Source organism: Rhodanobacter lindaniclasticus, from assembly GCF_004799035.1.
Taxonomy (GTDB): domain Bacteria; phylum Pseudomonadota; class Gammaproteobacteria; order Xanthomonadales; family Rhodanobacteraceae; genus Rhodanobacter; species Rhodanobacter lindaniclasticus.
In genome coordinates this window covers 1-20669 of the sequence record NZ_MWIO01000066.1, presented here as the reverse complement: position 1 = coordinate 20669, position 20669 = coordinate 1, and the positions used below count along the sequence as shown (strand labels likewise).

23 protein-coding genes are annotated in these 20669 nt (G+C 70.1%); 14 read left to right on the top strand and 9 right to left on the bottom strand.

Going from position 1 to position 20669, the window contains the following annotated elements:
- Nucleotides 1-73 precede the first annotated feature (73 nt).
- The 4 genes from B1991_RS16765 to xth all read right to left on the bottom strand — a co-directional run bounded on the left by B1991_RS16765 (nt 74) and on the right by xth (nt 3292).
- On the bottom strand, nt 74-907 hold the full coding sequence (locus tag B1991_RS16765; protein ID WP_136259825.1) for a pirin family protein: 834 nt from the start codon (nt 905-907) through the stop codon (nt 74-76).
- A gap of 103 nt (nt 908-1010) precedes the next feature.
- Complete coding sequence (locus tag B1991_RS16760) at nt 1011-1757, bottom strand: DUF4336 domain-containing protein (protein WP_136259824.1); 747 nt, start codon at nt 1755-1757, stop codon at nt 1011-1013.
- Between the two features lie 84 nt (nt 1758-1841).
- Nucleotides 1842-2519, bottom strand: coding sequence for a YecA/YgfB family protein (locus B1991_RS16755; RefSeq protein WP_136259823.1), 678 nt, complete (start codon nt 2517-2519; stop codon nt 1842-1844).
- A gap of 5 nt (nt 2520-2524) precedes the next feature.
- Nucleotides 2525-3292 (bottom strand): exodeoxyribonuclease III, encoded by a 768-nt coding sequence (gene xth, locus B1991_RS16750; RefSeq protein WP_136259822.1) that lies wholly within the window; start codon nt 3290-3292, stop codon nt 2525-2527.
- A gap of 216 nt (nt 3293-3508) precedes the next feature.
- Between xth and B1991_RS16745 the strand changes: the two genes are divergently transcribed.
- Nucleotides 3509-3718, top strand: coding sequence for a cold-shock protein (locus B1991_RS16745; RefSeq protein ID WP_007512189.1), 210 nt, complete (start codon nt 3509-3511; stop codon nt 3716-3718).
- Between the two features lie 69 nt (nt 3719-3787).
- Here B1991_RS16745 and B1991_RS16740 read toward each other — a convergent pair whose 3' ends face one another.
- Nucleotides 3788-5845 carry a M3 family metallopeptidase gene (locus tag B1991_RS16740; RefSeq protein WP_136259821.1) on the bottom strand — a complete coding sequence of 686 codons (2058 nt, stop codon included), beginning with the start codon at nt 5843-5845 and terminating at the stop codon, nt 3788-3790.
- Between the two features lie 93 nt (nt 5846-5938).
- Between B1991_RS16740 and B1991_RS16735 the strand changes: the two genes are divergently transcribed.
- Nucleotides 5939-6472 carry a gamma carbonic anhydrase family protein gene (locus tag B1991_RS16735; protein WP_136259820.1) on the top strand — a complete coding sequence of 178 codons (534 nt, stop codon included), beginning with the start codon at nt 5939-5941 and terminating at the stop codon, nt 6470-6472.
- A gap of 7 nt (nt 6473-6479) precedes the next feature.
- Here the strand turns inward: B1991_RS16735 and B1991_RS16730 are convergent, their stop codons facing one another.
- Both B1991_RS16730 and aroE read right to left on the bottom strand, forming a co-directional pair.
- The gene (locus B1991_RS16730; RefSeq protein ID WP_425466709.1) at nt 6480-6962 is read right to left on the bottom strand and encodes an energy transducer TonB; all 483 of its coding nucleotides are present in this window, start codon (nt 6960-6962) and stop codon (nt 6480-6482) included.
- A gap of 197 nt (nt 6963-7159) precedes the next feature.
- Entirely contained in the window at nt 7160-7990 is an 831-nt protein-coding gene (gene aroE / locus B1991_RS16725) for a shikimate dehydrogenase (protein WP_136259818.1), read from the bottom strand.
- 128 nt (nt 7991-8118) lie between these two features.
- Here aroE and B1991_RS16720 point away from each other — a divergent pair, with 128 nt between their 5' ends.
- Complete coding sequence (locus B1991_RS16720; protein ID WP_136259817.1) at nt 8119-8379, top strand: hypothetical protein; 261 nt, start codon at nt 8119-8121, stop codon at nt 8377-8379.
- A gap of 4 nt (nt 8380-8383) precedes the next feature.
- On the opposite strand, the gene B1991_RS16715 is transcribed toward B1991_RS16720, so the two are convergent.
- Nucleotides 8384-9868, bottom strand: a complete 1485-nt coding sequence (locus B1991_RS16715) for a RimK family protein (protein ID WP_136259816.1) — start codon at nt 9866-9868, stop codon at nt 8384-8386.
- Between the two features lie 191 nt (nt 9869-10059).
- Between B1991_RS16715 and B1991_RS16710 the strand changes: the two genes are divergently transcribed.
- The 5 genes from B1991_RS16710 (at nt 10060) to idi (ending at nt 15785) form a co-directional block, all read left to right on the top strand.
- On the top strand, nt 10060-10587 hold the full coding sequence (locus tag B1991_RS16710) for a GNAT family N-acetyltransferase (RefSeq protein WP_136259815.1): 528 nt from the start codon (nt 10060-10062) through the stop codon (nt 10585-10587).
- 235 nt (nt 10588-10822) lie between these two features.
- Nucleotides 10823-11815: a diphosphomevalonate decarboxylase gene (gene mvaD / locus B1991_RS16705; protein ID WP_136259814.1), complete on the top strand. Its 993-nt coding sequence runs from the start codon at nt 10823-10825 to the stop codon at nt 11813-11815.
- Nucleotides 11815-12834, top strand: a complete 1020-nt coding sequence (locus B1991_RS16700; RefSeq protein WP_136259813.1) for a mevalonate kinase family protein — start codon at nt 11815-11817, stop codon at nt 12832-12834. Before mvaD ends, B1991_RS16700 begins: the two co-directional genes overlap by 1 nt.
- A gap of 28 nt (nt 12835-12862) precedes the next feature.
- Complete coding sequence (locus B1991_RS16695) at nt 12863-15205, top strand: hydroxymethylglutaryl-CoA reductase, degradative (RefSeq protein ID WP_136259812.1); 2343 nt, start codon at nt 12863-12865, stop codon at nt 15203-15205.
- Nucleotides 15198-15785, top strand: a complete 588-nt coding sequence (gene idi, locus B1991_RS16690; protein WP_136259811.1) for an isopentenyl-diphosphate Delta-isomerase — start codon at nt 15198-15200, stop codon at nt 15783-15785. Before B1991_RS16695 ends, idi begins: the two co-directional genes overlap by 8 nt.
- On the opposite strand, the gene B1991_RS16685 is transcribed toward idi, so the two are convergent.
- Nucleotides 15763-16452 (bottom strand): hypothetical protein, encoded by a 690-nt coding sequence (locus B1991_RS16685; RefSeq protein ID WP_136259810.1) that lies wholly within the window; start codon nt 16450-16452, stop codon nt 15763-15765. The genes idi and B1991_RS16685 overlap by 23 nt on opposite strands.
- Nucleotides 16453-16553: 101 nt before the next feature.
- Between B1991_RS16685 and lptM the strand changes: the two genes are divergently transcribed.
- From lptM to B1991_RS16655, 6 genes are all read left to right on the top strand, one after another.
- Nucleotides 16554-16739: an LPS translocon maturation chaperone LptM gene (gene lptM / locus B1991_RS16680; RefSeq protein ID WP_136259809.1), complete on the top strand. Its 186-nt coding sequence runs from the start codon at nt 16554-16556 to the stop codon at nt 16737-16739.
- A 1-nt stretch (nt 16740) separates the two neighbouring features.
- Nucleotides 16741-17610, top strand: a complete 870-nt coding sequence (gene dapF / locus B1991_RS16675) for a diaminopimelate epimerase (RefSeq protein ID WP_136259808.1) — start codon at nt 16741-16743, stop codon at nt 17608-17610.
- Nucleotides 17611-17675: 65 nt separating this feature from the next.
- On the top strand, nt 17676-18368 hold the full coding sequence (locus B1991_RS16670) for a DUF484 family protein (RefSeq protein ID WP_136259807.1): 693 nt from the start codon (nt 17676-17678) through the stop codon (nt 18366-18368).
- Between the two features lie 4 nt (nt 18369-18372).
- A complete protein-coding gene (gene xerC, locus B1991_RS16665; RefSeq protein WP_136259834.1) occupies nt 18373-19257 on the top strand; it encodes a tyrosine recombinase XerC in 885 nt (294 codons plus the stop codon).
- Between the two features lie 243 nt (nt 19258-19500).
- Nucleotides 19501-20055: an ATP-dependent protease subunit HslV gene (gene hslV, locus B1991_RS16660; protein ID WP_136259806.1), complete on the top strand. Its 555-nt coding sequence runs from the start codon at nt 19501-19503 to the stop codon at nt 20053-20055.
- Between the two features lie 65 nt (nt 20056-20120).
- The coding region (locus tag B1991_RS16655) for an AAA family ATPase (RefSeq protein WP_136259805.1) at nt 20121-20669 on the top strand (549 nt) is incomplete at its 3' end.

The following is a 20669-nucleotide window of genomic DNA, read 5'->3' as shown; positions in this document are numbered from 1 at the left end:
TTAATGGAGTGACGCGCTCCTTGCGTTCGCCTCCTCTCCCAGAGGGGGCGAACGCAAGGAGCGCTTTATTTGATTAGAACCGGCCAGCTCGGAAATCCGCGATGGCCTCGTGGATCTGCGCCTGGGTGTTCATCACGAACGGGCCGTAGCGCGCCACCGGTTCGTTGAGCGGCTTGCCGGCCACGACCAGCAGGCGTGACGGCTTGTCGCCGCCGGCCAGTTGCAGTTGTTCGCCGTCAGACAGCACGCCCAGTTCGCTGCGTTGCAGCCGCTCGCCGCCGACCAGCGCCGATTCGCCCTCGAACACGTAGGCGAAACCGTGGTGGCCGACCGGCAACTTCAGTGCGAACTGCGCACCGGGCTGCAGGCTGACGTCGAGATACACCGGCGTGGTGGCGATGCCTTCGACCGGGCCGGTGGCGCCGGCCAGCTCGCCGGCGATCACCTTCACCTCGACGCCGTCGGCCGGGTGCACCACCGGAATCCGCTGCGGGGCGATGTCCTGGTAGCGCGGCGCGGTCATCTTGTCCTTGGCGGGCAGGTTGACCCACAGCTGGAAGCCCCACATCAGGCCGTTTTCCTGCTGCGGCATTTCCGAGTGCAGGATGCCGCGGCCGGCGGTCATCCACTGCACGCTGCCGGGGGTGAGGTCGCCGCGGTTGCCGTGGTTGTCCTGATGCTGCATGTTGCCCGCCAACATGTAGGTCACCGTCTCGAAACCGCGGTGCGGGTGCTCGGGGAAGCCGGCGATGTAGTCGTCGGCGCTGTCGGAGCGGAACTCGTCCAGCAGCAGGAACGGGTCGAGCATGTCCAGCCCGGGTTGGCCGATGATGCGCTTGAGCTTCACGCCGGCGCCGTCGGAGGTGTCGGTGCCGCGGATGCGGCGGGTGATGGTGCGATCGCTCATGGGGTGCTCCGGCTGGGAAGACATGCCCGCCAAGATGGCCCTGTTCGCGCTCCAATCCAAGCGGCGTCACCGGAACGGATCGTTCCGCTGGCGCGACACCGGCTCAGTCGAGCCAGCGAAAGGCCCGGCGCAACTCGGCCATGGCGTGGTCCGGAAACCAGCGTCCGTGCGCCAGCACCACGCGCTGCGGCTGCCACGCCAGCATCCGTGCCAGGCAGGCGCGTGCCTCGCGTTTGCGGCCCAGAAAGGTCAGGCGCATGTCCGATGGCGCCTTGCCATCGGGATCCAGTACGCCACCCAGCCGGGCCAGCCAGCGCATCGGACCGTGCAGCCTGGCGAGTTCGAAATTCTCGATCAGGTCGGTGAGGATCAGCGTACCGCTGGCGCGATGCAGGAACACGAACTCCTGCATGACGCGGCTGCCGCGGAAGCGCAGTTGCTCGATGCTGCCGGCCCACTCCGCTGGCGGCGCGTCGTCCAGATCGGCGTCGAAATGCACCTCGATGCGCTGGCTGGCCGCGCGCTGGCGCACCCCGGGCGAAGCCCACGCCGTGGCCTGCGGATAGCGCCGCTTCCACGCGGCGATGTGGGCGTAATGAAGCAGGTTGGGCGACACCAGATGGCGCACCGGGCCGATTGCATCGATCGCCTCGAACAGGGCTGCGTCGGGCGCGATCGGCGAGTGGCACCACAGCCCGCCATCAGGCAATCGCACCACCGTCATGCGGGTGGGGAAGGGCATGCGCAGGCCCAGCGCCGCCATCGCCACGACCGGACCGTCGACGATCCAGATGCCGGCGGCGACCGGCTTCAACGTATTGAGCGGGGTATACAAGCCGAATTCCGTCACGAATGACCTCGCGAGTGCCGCAGGAGCCCGCTTGCGGGCGATGGTTTGCTCCGGTTCCCGAACCCGATGCCCGATTCCCGGCCCTCAATGCACCCAGTGACCGCTGCGCTGGCGCGGTGGCGCGGCTTCGCTCTCGCTGGCAGGCTGTTGCTGGCGCACCATCGCTTCCACTTCGGCCTCGGTGGCGGGGTTGGCCTGCCAGTACTGGTTCACGGCATGCAGCACTGCCGGCACCTGGCCCAGGCAGTCGTCGTATTCGTCGTCGCTGAGCTTCTCGAACTCGGCGTCGGCGCGCAGGATGCCCTCGTCCACCGCCAGCGCCATCACCGGGCCGAGCAGCTCCATCAGCTGGGGATCCTCGGCCAGGCGGCCTTCCCACAGGGCCGCGCGCAGGTCGATGCCACGGCTGAAGCCCTCGCACCAGCCGGCAGCGGACAACACCGGGCCGGCTTCGGATTCGACTTCGCCCAGGATCGGTTCGTAGGCATCCACGTCGAGCTCGGCGCTGATCGAATCGTTGAGCTTGGCCAGCAGGGCCAGCACGCGGTTGCCTTCATCCTCGTCCTCGAACGGCTCGTGCAATACCTCGTGCAGCCATTCCTCGGGCAGCACCAGCAGCGGGCCGACCGCCAGCGCACTGAGCAGGCCGTGCACGCCATCGAGCAACAGGTCGCCCTCGCCGGTGTGGGCGCGCAGGTAGCGGTCCAGTTCGTCCAGTTCGTGGTCGTCCAGCGAGCTGGGCCATTCGTTCTTTGCGGTCATTTCGGTCAGATGTCCAGTTCCAGCGTTACCGGGGTGTGGTCGGAAGGGCGCTCCCAGCGCCGCGGTTCCCGGTCGATCCCCGCCGCTTTGGCGGCCGGTTTCAGGGCTTCGCCGATCAGGATCAGGTCGATGCGCAGGCCCATGTTGCGGCGAAACGCCGCCTGCCGGTAATCCCACCAGCTGTAATGCCCGGGCTCGGACTCGAACAGCCGGAAGCTGTCGTGCAGGCCCAGCTCGGTGATTGCCTTCAACGCCTCGCGTTCGGGCGGCGAGCACAGGATGTCCTCGCCCCAGGCCACCGGGTCGTACACGTCGCGATCGTCGGGGCAGATGTTGAAGTCGCCCAGCACCACCAGATTCGGGTGGCGCTCGTGTTCGCGCGCGAGGAACTCGCGCACCCTGGCCATCCATTCCAGTTTGTAGGCGTATTTCTCGTCGCCGACCGCCTTGCCGTTGACCACGTACAGGTCGACCACGCGCAGCGGGCCGATGGTGGCGGCGAGGATGCGTCGCTGCGGGTCGTCCAGCCCGGGAATGTCGGTGACCACGTCGGCCGGCGGCTCGCGGGCCAGGATCGCCACGCCGTTGTAGGTCTTCTGGCCCGAATACACGGCCTGGTAGCCGGCGGCGGCCAGCTCGTCGACCGGGAACTTCGCATCCTCCAGCTTGGTTTCCTGCAGCGCCACGATGTCGGGCTGCGCGTCGGCCAGCCACTGGCCCAGGTGCGGCAGGCGCACCTTCAGCGAGTTGACGTTCCAGGAAGCGATTTTCATGGGGATATTGTAAAGGATTGCCCCATCCGGCCCGGCGGCCCGCTGAACGGTTCGCGCGACGCCGCGACACTTTGGTGCACAAAGCCACCGAAATCGCGATTTCCAGTGTATGCTGCGCGGGCAAGCCGTCCGGAGCATCCGGTTCTCTTGCCCATCTTGCGGTCAAGTGCACTCGCTCCGAGCCGCAAATCATCCATGCTTCAAAGGTAACGTTACATGTCGGATCGTCAGAGCGGTACAGTCAAGTGGTTCAACGACGCCAAGGGTTTTGGCTTCATCACGCCGGAAAGCGGTGATGACCTGTTCGTGCATTTTCGCGCGATCCAGGGCACGGGCTTCAAGTCCCTGCAGGAAGGTCAGCGCGTCACGTTCATCGTCACCAAGGGCCAGAAGGGCCTGCAGGCCGAGGAAGTCCAGGCCGTCTGAGTCACATCGACCCAGCGCCTGAAGAAAAGCCCGCTTCGGCGGGCTTTTTTTGTCTCGCAGGGAGGGAAATCAGCCGAGGCCGTAGCTGCGCAGCAGCGCTTCCGGCTCGGGCTTGCGGCCGCGGAAGGCAACGAAGCTTTCCAGCGCGGGGCGGCTGGCGCCGACCGCCAGGAATTCGCGGCGGAAGCGCTCGCCAATGACTGGATCGATCACGCTGCCGCCGTGTCCGGCGGCCTCCTCGAAGGCGCCGAACGCATCGGCGCTGAGCAGTTCGGCCCACAGGTAGCTGTAGTAGCCGGCCGCGTAGCCGCCGGCGAAGATGTGGCTGAAGCCGTGCGGGAAGCGCTGCCATGCCGGCGGATGCAGCACCGCGACCTGCTTGCGCACCTCTTCCAGCACCGCCAGCGCGCGGGCGCCGCGGGTCGGGTCGTATTCCAGGTGCAGCAGGAAATCGAACAGCGCGAATTCCAGCTGGCGCACCAGGAACAGGCCGGCGTGGAAGTGCCGCGCGGCCAGCATGCGTTCGAACAGCGCGTCCGGCAGCCGCTCGCCGGTCTGCCAGTGCCGCGCGAACAGGTCCAGCGCCTCGCGATTCCAGCCGAAGTTCTCCATGAACTGGCTGGGCAGCTCCACCGCGTCCCACTCCACACCGTCGATGCCGCCGATCGAGGGCAGCGCGATTTCGGTGAGCAGGTGATGCAGGCCGTGGCCGAACTCGTGGAACAGGGTCAGCACGTCGTCGTGGGTGAGCAGGGCCGGCTTGCCCTCGGTGGGCGGGGCGAAGTTGCAGGAGAGGAAGGCTACCGGCAGTTGTTCCCGGCCATCATCGTCGAAGCGGGCGCGACAGACGTCCATCCAGGCACCGCCGCGCTTGCCGTTGCGCGCGTAGAGATCGACATAGGCGCCGGCGAACACCTTGCCGGCCGCATCGCGCACGTCGTAGTAGCGCACCTGCGGGTGCCACACGTCGACGCCGTCGCGGGCGACGAGGGTGATGCCGTAGAGTCTTCCGGCAAGGCCGAACAGGCCGTCGATCACCGCCGGCAGCGGGAAGTACGGCTTGAGCTGTTCCTCGTCCAGCGCGTACTCGCGCTGGCGCAGTTTCTCCGACGCGTAGGCGACGTCCCACGGTTCGAGCGTGTCGAGCTTGAGTTCGGCGCGGGCGAACTCGCGCAGGCCGGCCAGCTCGCGCTGGGCGACGGGTTTCGCGCGCGCGACCAGGTCGTGCAGGAATTCCAGCACCTCGGCCGGCGAGGCAGCCATCTTGGTGGCCAGCGATTCCTCCGCCGCGTTGGCGAAGCCGAGCAGCTGCGCGGCCTCGTGGCGCAGCGCCATGATCTTCTCGATGCGCTCGCTGTTGTCGAACTTGCCCGCATCCGGGCCTTGGTCGGAGGCGCGGGTCTGATAGGCCCAGTACACCCGCTCGCGCAGGCCGCGGTGGTCGGCGTAGGTCAGCACGGCATGCACGCTGGGCTGCTTGAGGGTGACCAGGTAGCCGTCCAGGTCCTGGTCCTGCGCGTACTGGTGCAGCACCGCGCGGCCGGACTCGGGGATGCCGGCCAGGTCACGCTCGTCGGAGACGTGTTCGTGCCACGCCTCGCTGGCATCGAGTACGGCATGGGAGAACTCGGTGGACAGCCGCGACAGCTCCACCCCGATCTCGCGGAAGCGCGAACGCGCCGGCTCCGGCAGCGAAACGCCGGACAGCCTGAAATCGCGCAGCGCATGTTCCACCAGCGCCCGCCGGGGCCGCGGCAGCGCGGGGAAGTCCGCCGCGTCTGCTACCGCCTGCACCGCCGCGTACAGCGCGCGGTTCTGGCCCAGCTCGATCGCGTGCTCGGTGAGCTTTTCCTCGGCCGGGCCGTAGACCGCGCGCAGCGCTTCGCTGTCGGCCACCGCCTGCAGGTGCGACACCGGCGCCCAGGCCCGCGCCAGGCGCTGTTCGAGCCGCTCCTGGGTAAGCATCACGTGGTTGAAGTCGCGCGGCGCGTCGGGGGCGACCAGCGCGTCGATGGCGGCGCGGTAGCCGGCCAGGACGGCGGCGATCGCCGGTTCGACATGCTCGGGGCGGATCTGCGAAAACGCCGGCAGGGTGTCGTCGGCCAGCAGCGGGTTGTCGGGGGTCATGCGGTCTCCTTTGGACCGCCAGCGTGGCGATCGCGCCGGGCGAAATCAAGCGCGGCCGCGTGACGATGCGCGGCACGTCGCTAGAATGACCGGATGAACTCCCTGCGCCGCTTCAAGGGCATCGCGCCCACGCTCGGCCAACGCGTCTACGTCGACCCGGCCGCCACGGTGATCGGCGACGTGGTGCTCGGCGACGACGTCTCGATCTGGCCCGGCACGGTGCTGCGCGGCGACGTCAACGCCGTCCGCGTCGGCGCCAAAACCAGCATCCAGGACGGCGCCATCGTGCACGTGGCCCACGCCGGCCCGTACGGCCCGGGCTACCCGTGCCTGATCGGCGAGGGCGTCACCATCGGCCACGCCGCGGTGGTGCACGCCTGCACGATCGGCGACTACTGCCTGATCGGCATAAATGCCAGCGTGCTCGACGGCGCGGTGGTGATGCGGCACGGCTTAGTCGGCGCCGGTGCGCTGATCCCGCCAGGCAAGGTGGTGGGCGAGGGCGAGCTGTGGCTGGGCAATCCGGCGAAATGCGTGCGCGTGCTGGGCGAGCGCGAGATCGAGCAGCTGCACTATTCGGCCGAGCACTACGTGCGGCTGAAGGACGTCTACCTGGCGGAGGCCTGAGCCGGCCTCACATCGCCGCGCCGTGCAGGGCATTCGCCTGGCGAATGCGCTCGGCTTCGGCCTCGTGCTGCCGGGTCAGGATGTTGCGCGCGGCGGCCAGCTTGCCGCCGAGCAGGGACAGGGTGAAGTTGTTGCTGTCGAATTCGCGCAGCAAGTCGATCTCGCGGCGCGCCTCGTCCAGTTCGTTGCGGTTGATGGTGCGCTCGATCTCCTCCGCGGCGCGTCCGAAGAATTCCCGCAGCACCTCGTGTGCGGTGCGGTTTTGCGGGTCCAGCTGCAGCACGCTGAGGTAGAACTCGAACGCGTTGCTGCCGGCCGGTGCGACCAAGCGGCCATCGTGCACGGCGTCGCGCGCCAGCCCGAGCAGGATGGCGCGACCGCTCTGACCATCGTCGAGCGGCGCCACGGTCACTTCGGCAGCGGTCGACCCGGCGCGCGAAGGCGCTGCCGCCGCGTTCTGCCGGAAGATCGCGGCGACCCCGGCCAGCATCAGCAGCGTAACGACGGCAAGCACGTATCGATGCGATACGGCGAAAAGAAGGCGGGACATGACACCTGCTGCGCAAACGGTGGCCGCGCGCTGGAGTCGTCGTCATCGGCGTGCTCCCGGCGGGTCGCGTTATCCTGCCAGCGCTTTGTTTCAGTCGTGAGGCGCAACGGCAGCCGAGGCGGCGTCCAGTCGCGCGCTCAGGCCGTCTGCCGGCGCAAGGTCTGGTACACCGGCTCGGTGTCCGGACGCTGGCCGTGCCACAGCACGAAGGCGTCGGCCGCGGTTTCCACCAGCATGCCGAGGCCATTGCAGGCGTAACGTGCGCCGGCCACCCTGGCCCAATCCAGGAAGCCGGCGGCTGCCTTGCCATAGGACAGGTCGTAGCACACTGCACGACTGCCGAGCAGGGCAAACGGCAGTTGCAGCGCGACGCCAAGCACGCCGGCCGAGGTGGCGTTGACGATCAGGTCGAAGCTGCCGATGGTGGCCAGGTCGTCCCAGTAGCGCGTGCGCACCCGCGCCGGCTCGCCGATCGCGTCGGCCAACGCATCGGCCGCCGCGGGCGAGCGGTTGACGATGGTCAGCGACTGCACGCCGGCATCGAGCAGCGGCCAGGCCACGCCACGCGCCGCGCCGCCGGCACCCAGCAGCAAGGTGTCACGGCCACGCAGGTCGACCTCGTGACGCTCGGCCAGATCGCGCACCATGCCGTCGCCGTCGGTGTTGTGCGCCGCCAGCCGGCCATCGTCCAGCCGCGTCAACACGTTCGCCGTGCCAGCCCGCGTGGCGGCCACGCTGTGCTTATCGGCCAGCGCGAACGCGGCCGCCTTGTGCGGCAGGGTGACGTTGGCGCCGCGACCGCCGTCGGCAAAGAAGCGCCGCACTGCATCGGCGAAGCCGGCCGGCGGCACGTCGATCGCGCGGTACTCCAGCTCGATGCCGCACTGCTGCGCGAACGCCTGGTGGATCGCCGGCGACAGGCTGTGGCTGATCGGATGGCCGAACACGGCGAACTGGGCGGGCGGCATGGGAGTTCCCTGAAGATGGCTCGGCGCCAGTCTACAAGCCGCCCGTCAATCCACAGGGACGTCATGAGGTCGCAGGCGGTGAGATGAGCGGCCGGCAAGCTGGCGACACTTTCACCGGGAGATGTCCCATGCGCTCATCGAGCCTGCCTTCACCGCATCATCCACGCCTGTTCGCCGCCGCCAGTACCTGGCTGCTCGGCGGTGGCGTCCTGTTGCTGAGCACCCTGGTGCCGGCGCATACCGCGCTGCTGGGCTGGACGCCCGCGTTCTGGCTGCTGGTCGCACCGTTGCTTGTGCTGCTGGCGCTGGAACCGGGCCTGCCACGGCGCTGGCTGGCGCGGCGGCGTTTGCGCGTGATCCACACCGTTCATGGCGCGGCCTGGCGCTGATGCCTCAGACGGCGCCGCCCTGGCGCTTGCGTTCCATCCGGCGCAGGAATTCGCGCATCACGCGCAGGTAGAGCTCGTCGCCGAGATAGGCATCCTCCACGCCGGCGTCGATCGAGGGGTTGTCGTTCACCTCGATCACCACCGGCTTGTTGCCGACCTGCTTGAGGTCCACGCCGTAGAGGCCGTCGCCCACCGGCTGGGTCGCCTTCAGCGCCAGCTTGACCACCGCCGCCGGGGCGTCCTTCAACGCGATCGTCTCGAAGCCGCCGGACTTCGCCGTGCCGGTGGCGCCGTGGTTGTAGATCTGCCAATGGCCGCGCGACATGTAGTACTTGCAGGCGTAGATCGCCTCGCGGTTGAACACGCCGATGCGCCAGTCGAATTCGGTATAGACGTATTCCTGCGCCAGCAGCAGCGCGCTGTGCTGGAACAACCCGCTGGCCGCCTGCGCCAGCGCCTGCTCGTCCTCGACCTTGACCACGCCGCGCGAGAACGAGCCATCCGGGATCTTCAGCACCAGCGGGAAGCCGAGCCGCTCGACGACCTCCTTCATGCCCTTGCTGTCGTCGCGATAGAGGATCTCCGTGCGCGGCACCGCCAGCTTGCGCGAGACCATCAGGTCGTTGAGGTAGATCTTGTTGGTGCAACGCAGGATCGAGCTGGGGTCGTCGACCACCACCATGCCTTCCTTCTCGGCGCGGTGGGCGAAGCGGTAGGTGTGGTTGTCGCTCGCGGTGGTTTCGCGGATGAACAGGCCGTCGTACTCGGCCAGTCGCTGGTAGTCGTTCTTGCCGATCTGGTCGACCTCGATACCCAGCTCCTTGCCGGCGCCGATGAATGCCTTCAGCGCGCGCTTGTTCGACGGCGGCATCTGCTCGGCCGGGTCGACCAGCATGGCCAGGTCGTAGCGGAACTGCTTGCGCGCACGCGGCTTGCGCCACAGCTTGCGCGAGAAGCGATCCAGTTCCTCGGCAAAGGCGTCCTCCTGCGCATCGTCCAGCGAGTGCAGGCCGACCGGCTTGATCGAGCTGACCTGCCACACGCGATCGCGCTCGAACTCGATGCGCAGCAGCGGGCAGGGGAACATCTCGAACACCTGCCGGGCCAGATCCTGCAGCGCCGGGTAGGCGGTCTCGCCGAAGTAGACCAGGATGCCGAAGTCGGTGGTGTCGCGCCCGCCGGCGGGCAGGAAGTGGGTGAGCTTCTGGTTGAGGTCGTCGATGTCCAGGCCGTACAGCGAGCGTCGGCGCAGGTCGTTCACCGTGCGCACCGAGGGCATCACCTTGTGTCCACGAGCCTCCGCCAGCAGCGACACGTAATAGCCGGTGCCCAGGTACTTGTAGCTGCGGCACAGGTTGATCACGTGGGTGCGTTCGTCGTCGCTGCCAACCGGCTTGCGCAGGTAGTCCATCGCACTCATCACGTCGACGGACGGGTAGTACGAACTCCAGTCGGAAGCTTTTTCGACAACGATGACCAGACGGGCCATGGCACCACTCGGACGATACGGCGATGGTGGGCCGCCCCGGCGCAGCGCGGGGCAGGGCGTGCAAAACGCGCAGTTTGGCACAGCGCCGGCGCGGCACAAGGCCATGCGCTGAAGCGCGAGTGAACGGCACCGGCGCGGCACGTCAAGAGCGATTCACCCGCATCGGAGCGGCTGCCTGCTAGAGTCCGCGCGTGCCGACCACCCTGCCCCCACTCACCCACGGCCGCCGCATCGCCGCCGGACCAGCCGACCTGCCGTCGACGGCCAGCGGCCCGCGCGTGCGCCGCGCCGCCGCGTCCGACCTGGACGACCTGATCGACCTGGAACAGCGCAGCTTCAGCAGCGACCGGCTGAGCCGCGCGCAATACCGCCGCCACCTGGACAGCGACTCCGCACTGGTGCTGGTAGCCAGCGCCAACCATCACCTGTTCCTCGGCAGCGCCGTGCTGTTCTTCCGCAAACGCAGTGCGGTAGCCCGCCTGTACTCGCTGGCCACCGCGCCGGAGGCACGCGGCCAGGGCGTCGCTGCCGCGCTGCTGGCCGCGGTGGCCGACGCCGCGCGACGCCGCGGCTCGCGCGCACTGAAGCTGGAAGTGCGCACTGACAACGCCGCCGCGATCCGGCTGTACGAACGCCACGGCTTCCGCCGCATCGGCCGCTACGCGCGCTACTACGAAGACGGCGCCGATGCCTGGCGCTACGAGCAGACGCTCGACTGACCCGCGCGACGGTGCGCCAGATCGGCCTTGCGCAGCCTGATGTACATCAGGTCGCGCAAGGCGCGGCGCCGGCACAATGGCGGGGATGCTGGCGGCGTGGCTGGCCGGGGCCACGGCGACCGCGCCGCGGTTTCCCGCGCGCCATGCGCCGCCGGCAAGCGGCAGCTGCCGACCGCGCCGGACGCATGCACTCGTCCGGCGCCGGCGGCGCGGCCGCTCCCGCAACGGAACCCCGATGGATGCCACCGCGCAAGCACAACCGAACATTGCCCTGGTCAAATACTGGGGCAAACGCGACACGAGGTTGAACCTGCCGGTCACCGGCTCCCTGTCGATCACCCTGGACGCGCTGTGGACGCGCACCCGGGTCGAGTTCGATGCGTTGCTGCGACATGACGAGCTGCGCCTGAACGGGGCGGAGGACCCGGCCACGCTTGCCCGGGCCAGCGCCTGCCTGGACCTGCTGCGGCGGCGCGCCGGCACCGCGCTGCGCGCGCGGATCGACACGCGCAACAATTTCCCCACCGCGGCGGGACTGGCTTCCTCGGCATCCGGCTTCGCGGCGCTGGTGGTGGCGGCCGATGCCGCGCTCGGCCTCGGGCTGGACCGCCGGACCCTGTCCATGCTGGCCCGGCAAGGTTCGGGTTCGGCGGCGCGCTCGCTCTTCGGCGGCTTCGTCGGCATGGCCGCCGGCCAGCGCGACGATGGCGCGGACGCGGTCGCGCAACCCCTGCTCGACGCCGCCGCATGGCCGCTGGCGGTGGTCGTCGCGGTGACCTCGGATCGCCGCAAGCACGTCGGCTCGGGCGCCGGCATGGAGCGCAGCCGCCGCACCTCGCCGTTCTACCCGGCGTGGCTGGACAGCGCGGCGGCGGATCTGGCGGCCGCGCAGCGCGCGGTGCAGGCGCGCGACTTCGCCGCGCTGGCCGAGCTGAGCGAACACAACTGCCTGAAGATGCATGCGGTGATGCAGTCCAGCCGGCCGCCGCTGCTGTACTGGAACGGCGCCACCGTCGACTGCATGCAGCGCATTCGCGCCTTGCGCGAGGACGCCGGCGAGCAGGTCTTCTTCACCGTCGACGCCGGCGCCCAGGTGAAGGCCGTCTGCACGCCGGACGCGGCGCCCCGGGTCGCCGCCGCGCTGGCCGAGCTGTCCGGCGTCGAACAGGTGCTGAGCAGCCGCCTGGGCGAAGGCGCGCGGCTGCTCGACGACAGCGAGGCGCCCTGATGCGCGTGCTGGCTACGGCGCCGGGCAAGCTGGTGATCACCGGCGAGTACGCGGTGCTGGAGGGCGCCCCCGCGCTGGTCCTGGCGATCGACCGGCGGGCACGCGCGACGCTGGAAGACAGCGATGGCAGCGACTACGAGATCACGGCACCCGGGCTCGGCATCGATGCCGCGCACGGCCGGCTGGATGCGGACGGACGGATCGCCTGGCCAGCGCTGGATGCGGCGGCGGGCGCTTCGCTGCGGCTGGTCGGCGCCATCCTCGAAACGCTCGGCGCGGAGGATCGACCGCCGCCGTTTCGCGCCAGCCTCGACACCCGCGCGTTCCGCGCCGATGGTGACGGCCGACGCAAGCTCGGCCTGGGGTCCAGCGCGGCGCTGACGGTGGCGCTGGCCAGCGCCATCCGCGCGCTGGGCCGGCGCGGCGCGCCATCCCTCGCCACGCTGCTGGCGGCGCACCGCCGGTCGCAGGACGGTCGTGGCAGCGGGCTGGACGTCGCCGCCAGCCTGAGCGGCGGCCTGCTGCGCTATCGGCTGCACGACGGGCAGCCGCGGATCGCGCCAGCGACATGGCCGCAGGGATTGGTGTGGTGCTGCGTGTGGTCCGGCCGCCCGGCCTCGACCAGCTTCTTCCTGCAGCAGCTGGCGGCATGGCGCGCTCAGGCGCCGAAGCGCCACGCAACGGCGATGCGCGAGCTCGGCGACTGCGCCACGGCCGCCGCCGGCGCGGCCAGTGCGACCGCGCTGCTCGAGGCGGTTGCCGCCTACGCGTTGGCGCTGGAGCGGCTGGCCGCGGCCAGCGGCCTGGACATCTTCTGCCCCGAGCATCGCGCGCTGGCCGCGCTGGCGGCACGCCTGGGCGTTGTCTACAAGACCTGCGGCGCCGGCGGCGGCGATGTCGGCATCGCGCTGGCCACCGACGCCGCGCGCCTGCAGGCCTTCCGGCAGGCCGCCAGCGCCGCCGGCTTTGCCGTGCTCGAGCTGCACCCGGCCGCCGCCGCCAGCGTGCAGATGCACTGATTCGAACGACCCAGCCAGGAACATCCCCGTGGACCAGTCAACCGCCATCGGGCAGGCCGACGCGCCTGCCGCCACCCACGACGACGACACGCCGCGCGATCGCGCGACGAGTGCGCCCGAGCATCCCGCCCGCCTGCCCGGCTTCCATCGACTGGGAGTGACCGAACGGCTGCAGCTCTTGCGCAGCCGCGGATTGCTGACCCAGGCCGACCATCGCGCGCTGACCAGCGGCGCGCAGCGGCTGGAACCGGCGCAGGCCGACAAGATGATCGAGAACGTCATCGGCGTGATGGAGCTGCCGGTGGGGCTGGGCCTGAACTTCCTGATCAACGGCAAGGACTACGTGGTGCCGCTGGTGGTCGAGGAGCCGTCGATCGTGGCCGCGCTGAGCGCCGCCGCCAAGCTGGTGCGCGGCTGCGGCGGCTTCACCACCGCGAGCGACCGGCCCCTGCTGATCGGCCAGGTCCAGCTGACCGGCCTGGCCCACTCGGGCAAGGCGCGCACGGCCTTGCTGCAGCGGCGCGAGGAGATCATCAACCTGGCCAACAGCCTGCACCCAAACATGGTCGCGCGCGGCGGCGGCGTGGCGGACGTCGAGGTATTGATCCACGCCGCGCCGGACGGCGGCCCCGACATGCTGGTGCTGCACCTGCTGGTCGACACCTGCGACGCGATGGGCGCCAACCTGGTCAACACGATGTGCGAGGGCGTGGCCTCGCTGGCGGAGGCGATCACCGGCGGCAAGGCCTGCCTGCGCATCCTGTCCAACCTGACCGACCGCGCGCTGGTGCGCGCCAGCGCGGTGATCCCGGCACACGCGCTGGCCGGCAAGGGCCACGACGGCGGGCAGGTACGCGACGGCATCATCCTGGCCAACGACCTGGCCCTGGTCGACCCGTACCGCGCCGCGACCCACAACAAGGGCGTCATGAACGGCGTGGACGCGGTGGCGCTGGCCACCGGCAACGACTGGCGCGCGCTGGAGGCGGCGGTGCATGCCTACGCCGCACGCGGCCAGGGCTATCGCGCGCTGACCCGCTGGTCGCGCAACGCGCAGGGCGACTTGGTCGGCAGCATCGAGCTGCCGCTCAAGGTCGGCACCGTGGGCGGCTCGCTGCAGGCGAACCCGATGGTGGCGATCAACCACCGCCTGCTGGGTTCGCCCGGTGCGCGCGAGCTGGCCGAGGTGATGGCCGCCGTCGGCCTGGCGCAGAACTTCTCCGCCTTGCGGGCGCTGGTCACCGACGGCATCCAGCAAGGCCACATGACCCTGCACGCGCGCAGCGTGGCGATGGCGGCCGGCGCCACACCGCCGATGTTCGACCAAGTGGTGGAGCGCCTGCTGGCCGACGGCGAGATCAAGCTGTGGAAGGCGCAGCTGATCGTGGCCGAGCTGGGCGGGCAGGCGGCGCCGGGGCCCGCGGCCCACGGCCAGCCGCGGGCCGGCACGCAGGAATGGGCGGCCGGCCACGGCAAGGTGATCCTGCTCGGCGAACACGCCGTGGTGTACGGCCGCCACGCGATCGCCGCGCCGCTGCCGCTGGCGATCCGCGCGCGCGTGGAGGACGCCCGCGACGGCACCACGCTGCTGATCCCGCGCTGGGGCATCGAGCAGCGCCTGCAGCAGCAGCCGGCGCGCCCGGGTTCCTTTGCGCAGTCGCTGACACTGCTGCTGGAACGCCTCGGCCTGGACCGGCGCGCGCTGCGCATCCAGGTGGCGCCGGAGATGCCGCGGGCGATGGGCCTGGGCGGCTCGGCCGCGCTGGCGGTGGCGGTGATCCGCGCGCTCGACCGGCACTGCGCGCTGGGGCTGGACGACGCCAGCGTCTGCGCGCTTGCCTTCGAGTGCGAGAAGATCGCCCACGGCACGCCCTCGGGCATCGACAACACGGTCGCCACCCATGGCCAGGCGCTGCTGTACCGGCGCGGCGAGCCGGCGACGAGCCGCCCGCTCGCCCTGCAGCAGCCGTTGCCGCTGGTGATCGGGCTGAGCGGCAGCGAGAGCCTGACCGCCAGGATGGTGGCGCGCGTGCGCCAGGCGTGGCAGCAGCATCCGGCGCGATACGAACGCATCTTCGACGAGATCGACGTGCTGACCCGGCATGCGCTCGACGCACTGCAGGCGCACGACCTGGACGAGCTCGGCGAACTGATGAACATCTGCCAGGGCCAGTTGAACGCGCTGCAGGTGTCCAGCCGCGAGATCGAGGAACTGGTCCAGCTGGCGCGCGAGCACGGCGCCACCGGCGCCAAGTTGACCGGCGGCGGCGGAGGCGGCGCGGTGATCGCGCTGTGCCCCGATGGCGGCGCGCGCGTGGCCCGGGCGATGCGCGACGCCGGCTACCAGGCGCTGGAGGTGTCCTTTGGCTGACGCCTCGCCACGCCACCCCACGGTCTCCTCCGAAGCCGAGCAACTGATCCTGGTCGACGCCGACGATCGCGCGCTCGGCTACGCCAGCAAGGCGGCCGCCCACGACGGTCGCGGCCTGCGCCATCGCGCCTTCTCGCTGTTCATCTTCAACGGGCACGGCGAGCTGCTGCTGCAGCAGCGCAGCGGCGGCAAGCGGCTGTGGCCCGGCTACTGGGCCAACAGCTGCTGCAGCCATCCGCGCCAGGGCGAAAGCATGGAGCAGGCCACCGAACGACGCCTGCAGCAGGAGCTGGGCATGCGCTGCCCGCTGCGTTACCTGTTCAAGTTCGAATACCAGGCCGATTACCGCGACCTCGGCGCCGAACACGAACTGTGCTGGGTCTACGCCGGCACCTGCACCCAGCCGGTGCGCGCCAATCCCACCGAGGTCGCGGCCTGGCGCTTCGTCACGCCGGCCGCGCTCGACCGCGAGATCGCCAGTTGCCCGGAGCGCTTCACGCCATGGCTGAAGCTCGAATGGGCGCGACTGCGCCAGGGCCCGGCGCTGTCGGCTTACCTCAGCCGCCCAGCGGGTGGCTGATTTTCTCCGCGGTCGCGGCATCCGGCCGCGCCACCAGCGCGCCGGTGCGCATCAGGTTCACCGTGTAATGGCCGCCATCGACCAGCGGCAGGAAGGCGCCGCTGCCGTACACGGTATCGATCTCCGGCACCCAGCGCGGGTATTGCTTTTTCAGGCTGAGCAGGTCGAACGCGCCGGCCTTGCCGAAGCCGATCACCGTGCGCGGCGCCGTGGCCTCCTGCGCCGGATCGTCGTAGCGACCGGACAGCCGGTCGAGCCGGTACAGCGGCGGCACGCCGGCCAGCAGCGCGGGCAGCTTCCACTTCAGCACGATCGCCTCGACGCGCCAGGCGTCGCCGGCCAGTTCGACCTCGCGCGTGCTGCCGTCGGGCCAGGTCAGGTTGAGCGCCCAGCGCTGCGGCGAAAGGATGCGCGCGTCGATCTCGACCACCGGCGCCTCCTCGCCCAGCAGGCGATAGCCGCGCAACGCCGCGCCGGTGCCGGCCAGCAGCAGGGTGAGCGCGAACGCGGCCACGCACAGCAGCGCGCGCCAGCTGGCGGCGGCGCGGCGATGGGCGTACAGGTGCCGGCGCAGCATCACCAGCTGCGCCAGGGTGACCAGCGCGAACACCGCGGCCGGCACCAGCAGCACGGTCATCGGCATGCGCAGCAAGGCGCTCCAGTCCATCGCATCCATCCTCGTCGTCGCGCGGCACGCGCCGCCGCGCCATGATAGCCGGCGCCCCGTGGACGCCTCGCTATACTGGCCGCTTGCTTAGGAACCCCGCCATGCGCCGATCCCTGTTGTTGCTGCCGCTCACCCTCGTCGTCGCCCTGCTTGCCGGCTGCGGCAACAAGGGGCCGCTGGTGCTGCCGCCGGCACGAACCGCACCGCCGCCGCCGACACCGGCCGTCAGCGCTCCGGCGCCGGCGACGCCGGCCAGCGTGGCCCCGAGCGCTTCCAGCGAGGCTTGAGATGGCGTCGGCGCCCTTGCGCTTTTCCAAGATGCACGGCAGCGGCAACGACTTCGTCGTGCTGGACTGCCGGCAGCAGGCGTTCGCACTCGACGCGGCGCAGATCCGCGCGCTGGGCGATCGCCACACCGGCGTGGGTTTCGACCAGTTGCTCAGCGTGGAGCCGGCGCGCGATCCGTCGTGCGCGTTCTACTACGGCATCTGGAATGCCGACGGCTCGCCGTCGGGCCAATGCGGCAACGGCGTGCGCTGCGTGGCGGCATGGTTGCATCGCGCCGGTGCGCTGGCGCTGGACCAGGCGGTGCGCATCGAGAGCCCGTCCGGGCCGGTCACGGTGCGCGTGCTCGCAGCCGACCAGGTTACCGTGGACATGGGCGAGCCGATCTTCGAGCCGGCGCGGATTCCGTTCGCGGCCGACACCGTGGCCGCGCATTACCCGATCGAGGTGGGCGATGCCGCGCTGGACATCGGCGCCGTCTCGATGGGCAATCCGCATGCGGTGGTGGCCGTCGACGACCTGGCCGATTCCGCGCTGGAGCGACTCGGCCCGCTGCTGACCACGCACGCGCGCTTCGCCGAAGGCGCCAACGCCGGCTTCGTGCAGCGGCTGGATCGCGGCCACCTGCGCCTGCGCGTGCACGAGCGCGGCGCCGGCTGGACCCGCGCCTGCGGCACCGGCGCTTGCGCGGCCATGGCGGTGCTGCACCACCGCGGCGAGGTCGACGACCGCGTCACGGTGGCGCTGCCCGGCGGCAACCTGCGCATCGACTGGGCCGGCGCCGGCCATGCGCTGTGGATGACCGGCCCGGCAACCTTCGTTTTCGAGGGCGAATGGCCGATTTCCCGCGTCGAGCCTTCGCTGGCCGGTTGAAGCGCGCGCGCGTCCATCGCACACTGCGGGAGGCAAGCCCCGCCCCCGCCCCAGGATTTCCGCGCATGACCGCCACCCTGCTCGACGACGCCACCCAGGCCCGCGTGGTCGCCGCCTATCTGAAGCGGCACCCGGAATTCCTCAGCGAGTACCCCGAGCTCGCCGCCAAGCTGACCATGCCGCCGCGCGAGAGCGGTGGCGCAGTGGCCTCGCTGGCGGTCTATCAGATGCAAAGTCTGCGCGACAAGAACGCCGAGCTGGAGCGGCGGCTGGCTGAACTGGTCGAGATCGCCGCGGAGAACGAGAAGCTGATGGAGCGCGTGCACGGCCTGACCGTGGCGCTGCTGCGCGCCAGCACCATGGAGGTGACTGCACGTACGGTGGTCGCGCGGCTCAGCGCGGATTTCCACACCGAGCGCGTGAGCCTGCTGCTGTTCGGGGCCGAACCCAAACTGCCGCGCGCCGACTGGTTGCAGCAGATCGCGGGCGGCGCGGCGTCACTGCCCGAGTTCGCCGATTTCCTGCACAAGGGCGAGCCCAGCTCCGGCCGCTTGTCGGCCGACAAGCTGGCCCGGCTGTTCGGCGAGCACGCAACCGGGTTGCAGTCGGTGGCGCTGATGCCGCTGGGCGACGCCGGCATCCTCGCCATCGGCAGCGCCGACCCGAACCGCTTCCAGCCCGGCATGGGCACGCTGTTCCTGAAGATGATTTCCGCCACCATCACCGCCGCGCTGGCGCGCTCGCGGGATGTCTCCTGAGCCGATGACCCCGGCCGGCCAGGTCGACGCCTGGTTGGCCCGCCTCGCCGGCGAACGCCACGCCTCGCCACACACCGTCGCCGGTTACCGGCGCGACCTGGACAAGCTGCTGCGCTTCATGGCCGCGGGCCAGATGGAGACATTCGAGGCGCTCGATGGGGCGCGCATGCGCGCGTTCATCGCCGGCGAACATCGCGCGGGGCTGGCGCCGAAAAGCCTGCAGCGCCTGCTTTCGTCCTGTCGCAGCCTGTTCCGCCAGCTCGGTCGCGAGGGCACGCTGAGCCACGATCCGCTGCTCGGCGTGCGCGGCCCCAAGGTGCGCCGCAAGCTGCCGCAGGTGCTGGATGTGGACGAGGCCACCGCGCTGGTGGAGACCGACAGCAACGGCCAACTCGCCGTGCGCGACCGCGCCATGCTGGAGCTGTTCTATTCCAGCGGCCTGCGCCTGTCCGAACTGGTCGGCCTGCGCTGGCTCGATCTCAAGCTCGACGACGGCGAGGTGCGCGTGCTCGGCAAGGGCAGCAAGACCCGCATCGTGCCGGTCGGCCGGCACGCCGTGGCCGCGTTGCGCGCGCTCGGTGCCGAGCAGGGCATGCCGCCGGATGGCCCGGTATTCCGCGGCCGCGGCGGCGCGCCGATCCACCCGCGCACCATCCAGCTGCGCATGAACAAGCTGGCCTTGCAACAAGGCATCCCCAAACACATCCACCCGCATCTGCTCAGGCACACCTTCGCCAGCCACATGCTGGAATCCTCCGGCGACCTGCGCGCCGTGCAGGAGCTGCTCGGCCACGCCGACATCGCCACCACGCAGATCTACACCCACCTCGATTTCCAGCATCTGGCCAAGGTGTACGACGCCGCGCACCCGCGGGCCAAAAGAAAGTAACCGCGCTTCTTGCGTTTGCCCCTTCTCCCCTTTGGGGAGAAGGTTGGGATGAGGGGTGGGTGCTCGCGGAGGTGCTTCCATTGAAGCTCGCCTCGACAAGACTCTTCGCCAGCGTGGCCCCTCACCCCAACCCTCTCCCCGAAGGGGAGAGGGAGCGAACGTGCCGGGCGGGCCCGCTCCGTATTGAAGCCCAACCGCCGCAACCCCATCTCATCCGCTCGTACATCTTCTTGCGGAGCTTCCATGGAATCCTTCCACGCCACCACCATCGTCTGCGTGCGCCGCGACGGCCGCGTCGTGATCGGCAGCGATGGCCAGGTCACGCTGGGCAACACGGTGATGAAGGGCAATGCGCGCAAGGTGCGCCGGCTCGGCAAGACCGGCGAGGTGGTGGCCGGCTTTGCCGGGGCCACCGCCGACGCCTTCACCCTGTTCGAGCTGTTCGAGCTGAAGCTCGAGAAGCACAACAACAACCTCACCCGCGCCGCGGTGGAGATGGCCAAGGAATGGCGCACCGACCGCCGCTTCGGCCGTCTGGAGGCGATGCTGGCGGTGGCCGACAAGGAAGTGTCGCTGCTGATCTCCGGCAACGGCGACGTGGTGGAGCCCGAGCACGGCCTGATCGCGATCGGCTCCGGCGGCCCGTTTGCGCAATCGGCGGCGATGGCCCTGCTGGAAAACACCGAGCTGGATGCCCGCACCATCGTCGAGAAGGCGCTGAAGATCGCCGGCGACATCTGCATCTACACCAATCACAACGTGTCCATCGAAGAGCTGGGCACGGGTAGCGCGGCCTAGGGAGCCGGCAAGTCCCTGTTCCCGCCCGCGCGGCGCGCCTTCCTCATTCCCGGTTCCCCATCGCCATGTCCGAACTCACCCCCCGCGAAATCGTCAACGAACTCGACCGCTACATCATTGGCCAGCATGACGCCAAGCGTGCGGTGGCGGTGGCCTTGCGCAGCCGCTGGCGGCGCATGCAGCTGCCGGCGGAGATGCGCAACGAGATCACGCCGAAGAACATCCTGATGATCGGGCCCACCGGCGTGGGCAAGACCGAGATCGCGCGGCGCCTGGCGACGCTGGCCAACGCGCCGTTCGTGAAGGTCGAGGCGACCAAATTCACCGAGGTCGGCTACGTCGGCAAGGATGTCGAGTCGATCATCCGCGACCTCGCCGACGGCGCCTACAAGCTGACCCGCGAACAGGCGATCAAGCGCGTGCGCTCGCAGGCCGAGGATCGCGCCGAGGACCGCATCCTCGACGCCCTGCTGCCGCGCCGGCAGTCGCCGCCAACCGACTGGAGCCACGACGCGCCGGCCGCACCGGCGATCGACAGCGACACCCGCCAGAAGCTGCGCAAGCAACTGCGCGAGGGCGCGCTGGACGAGCGCGAGATCGAGCTGGACATCGCC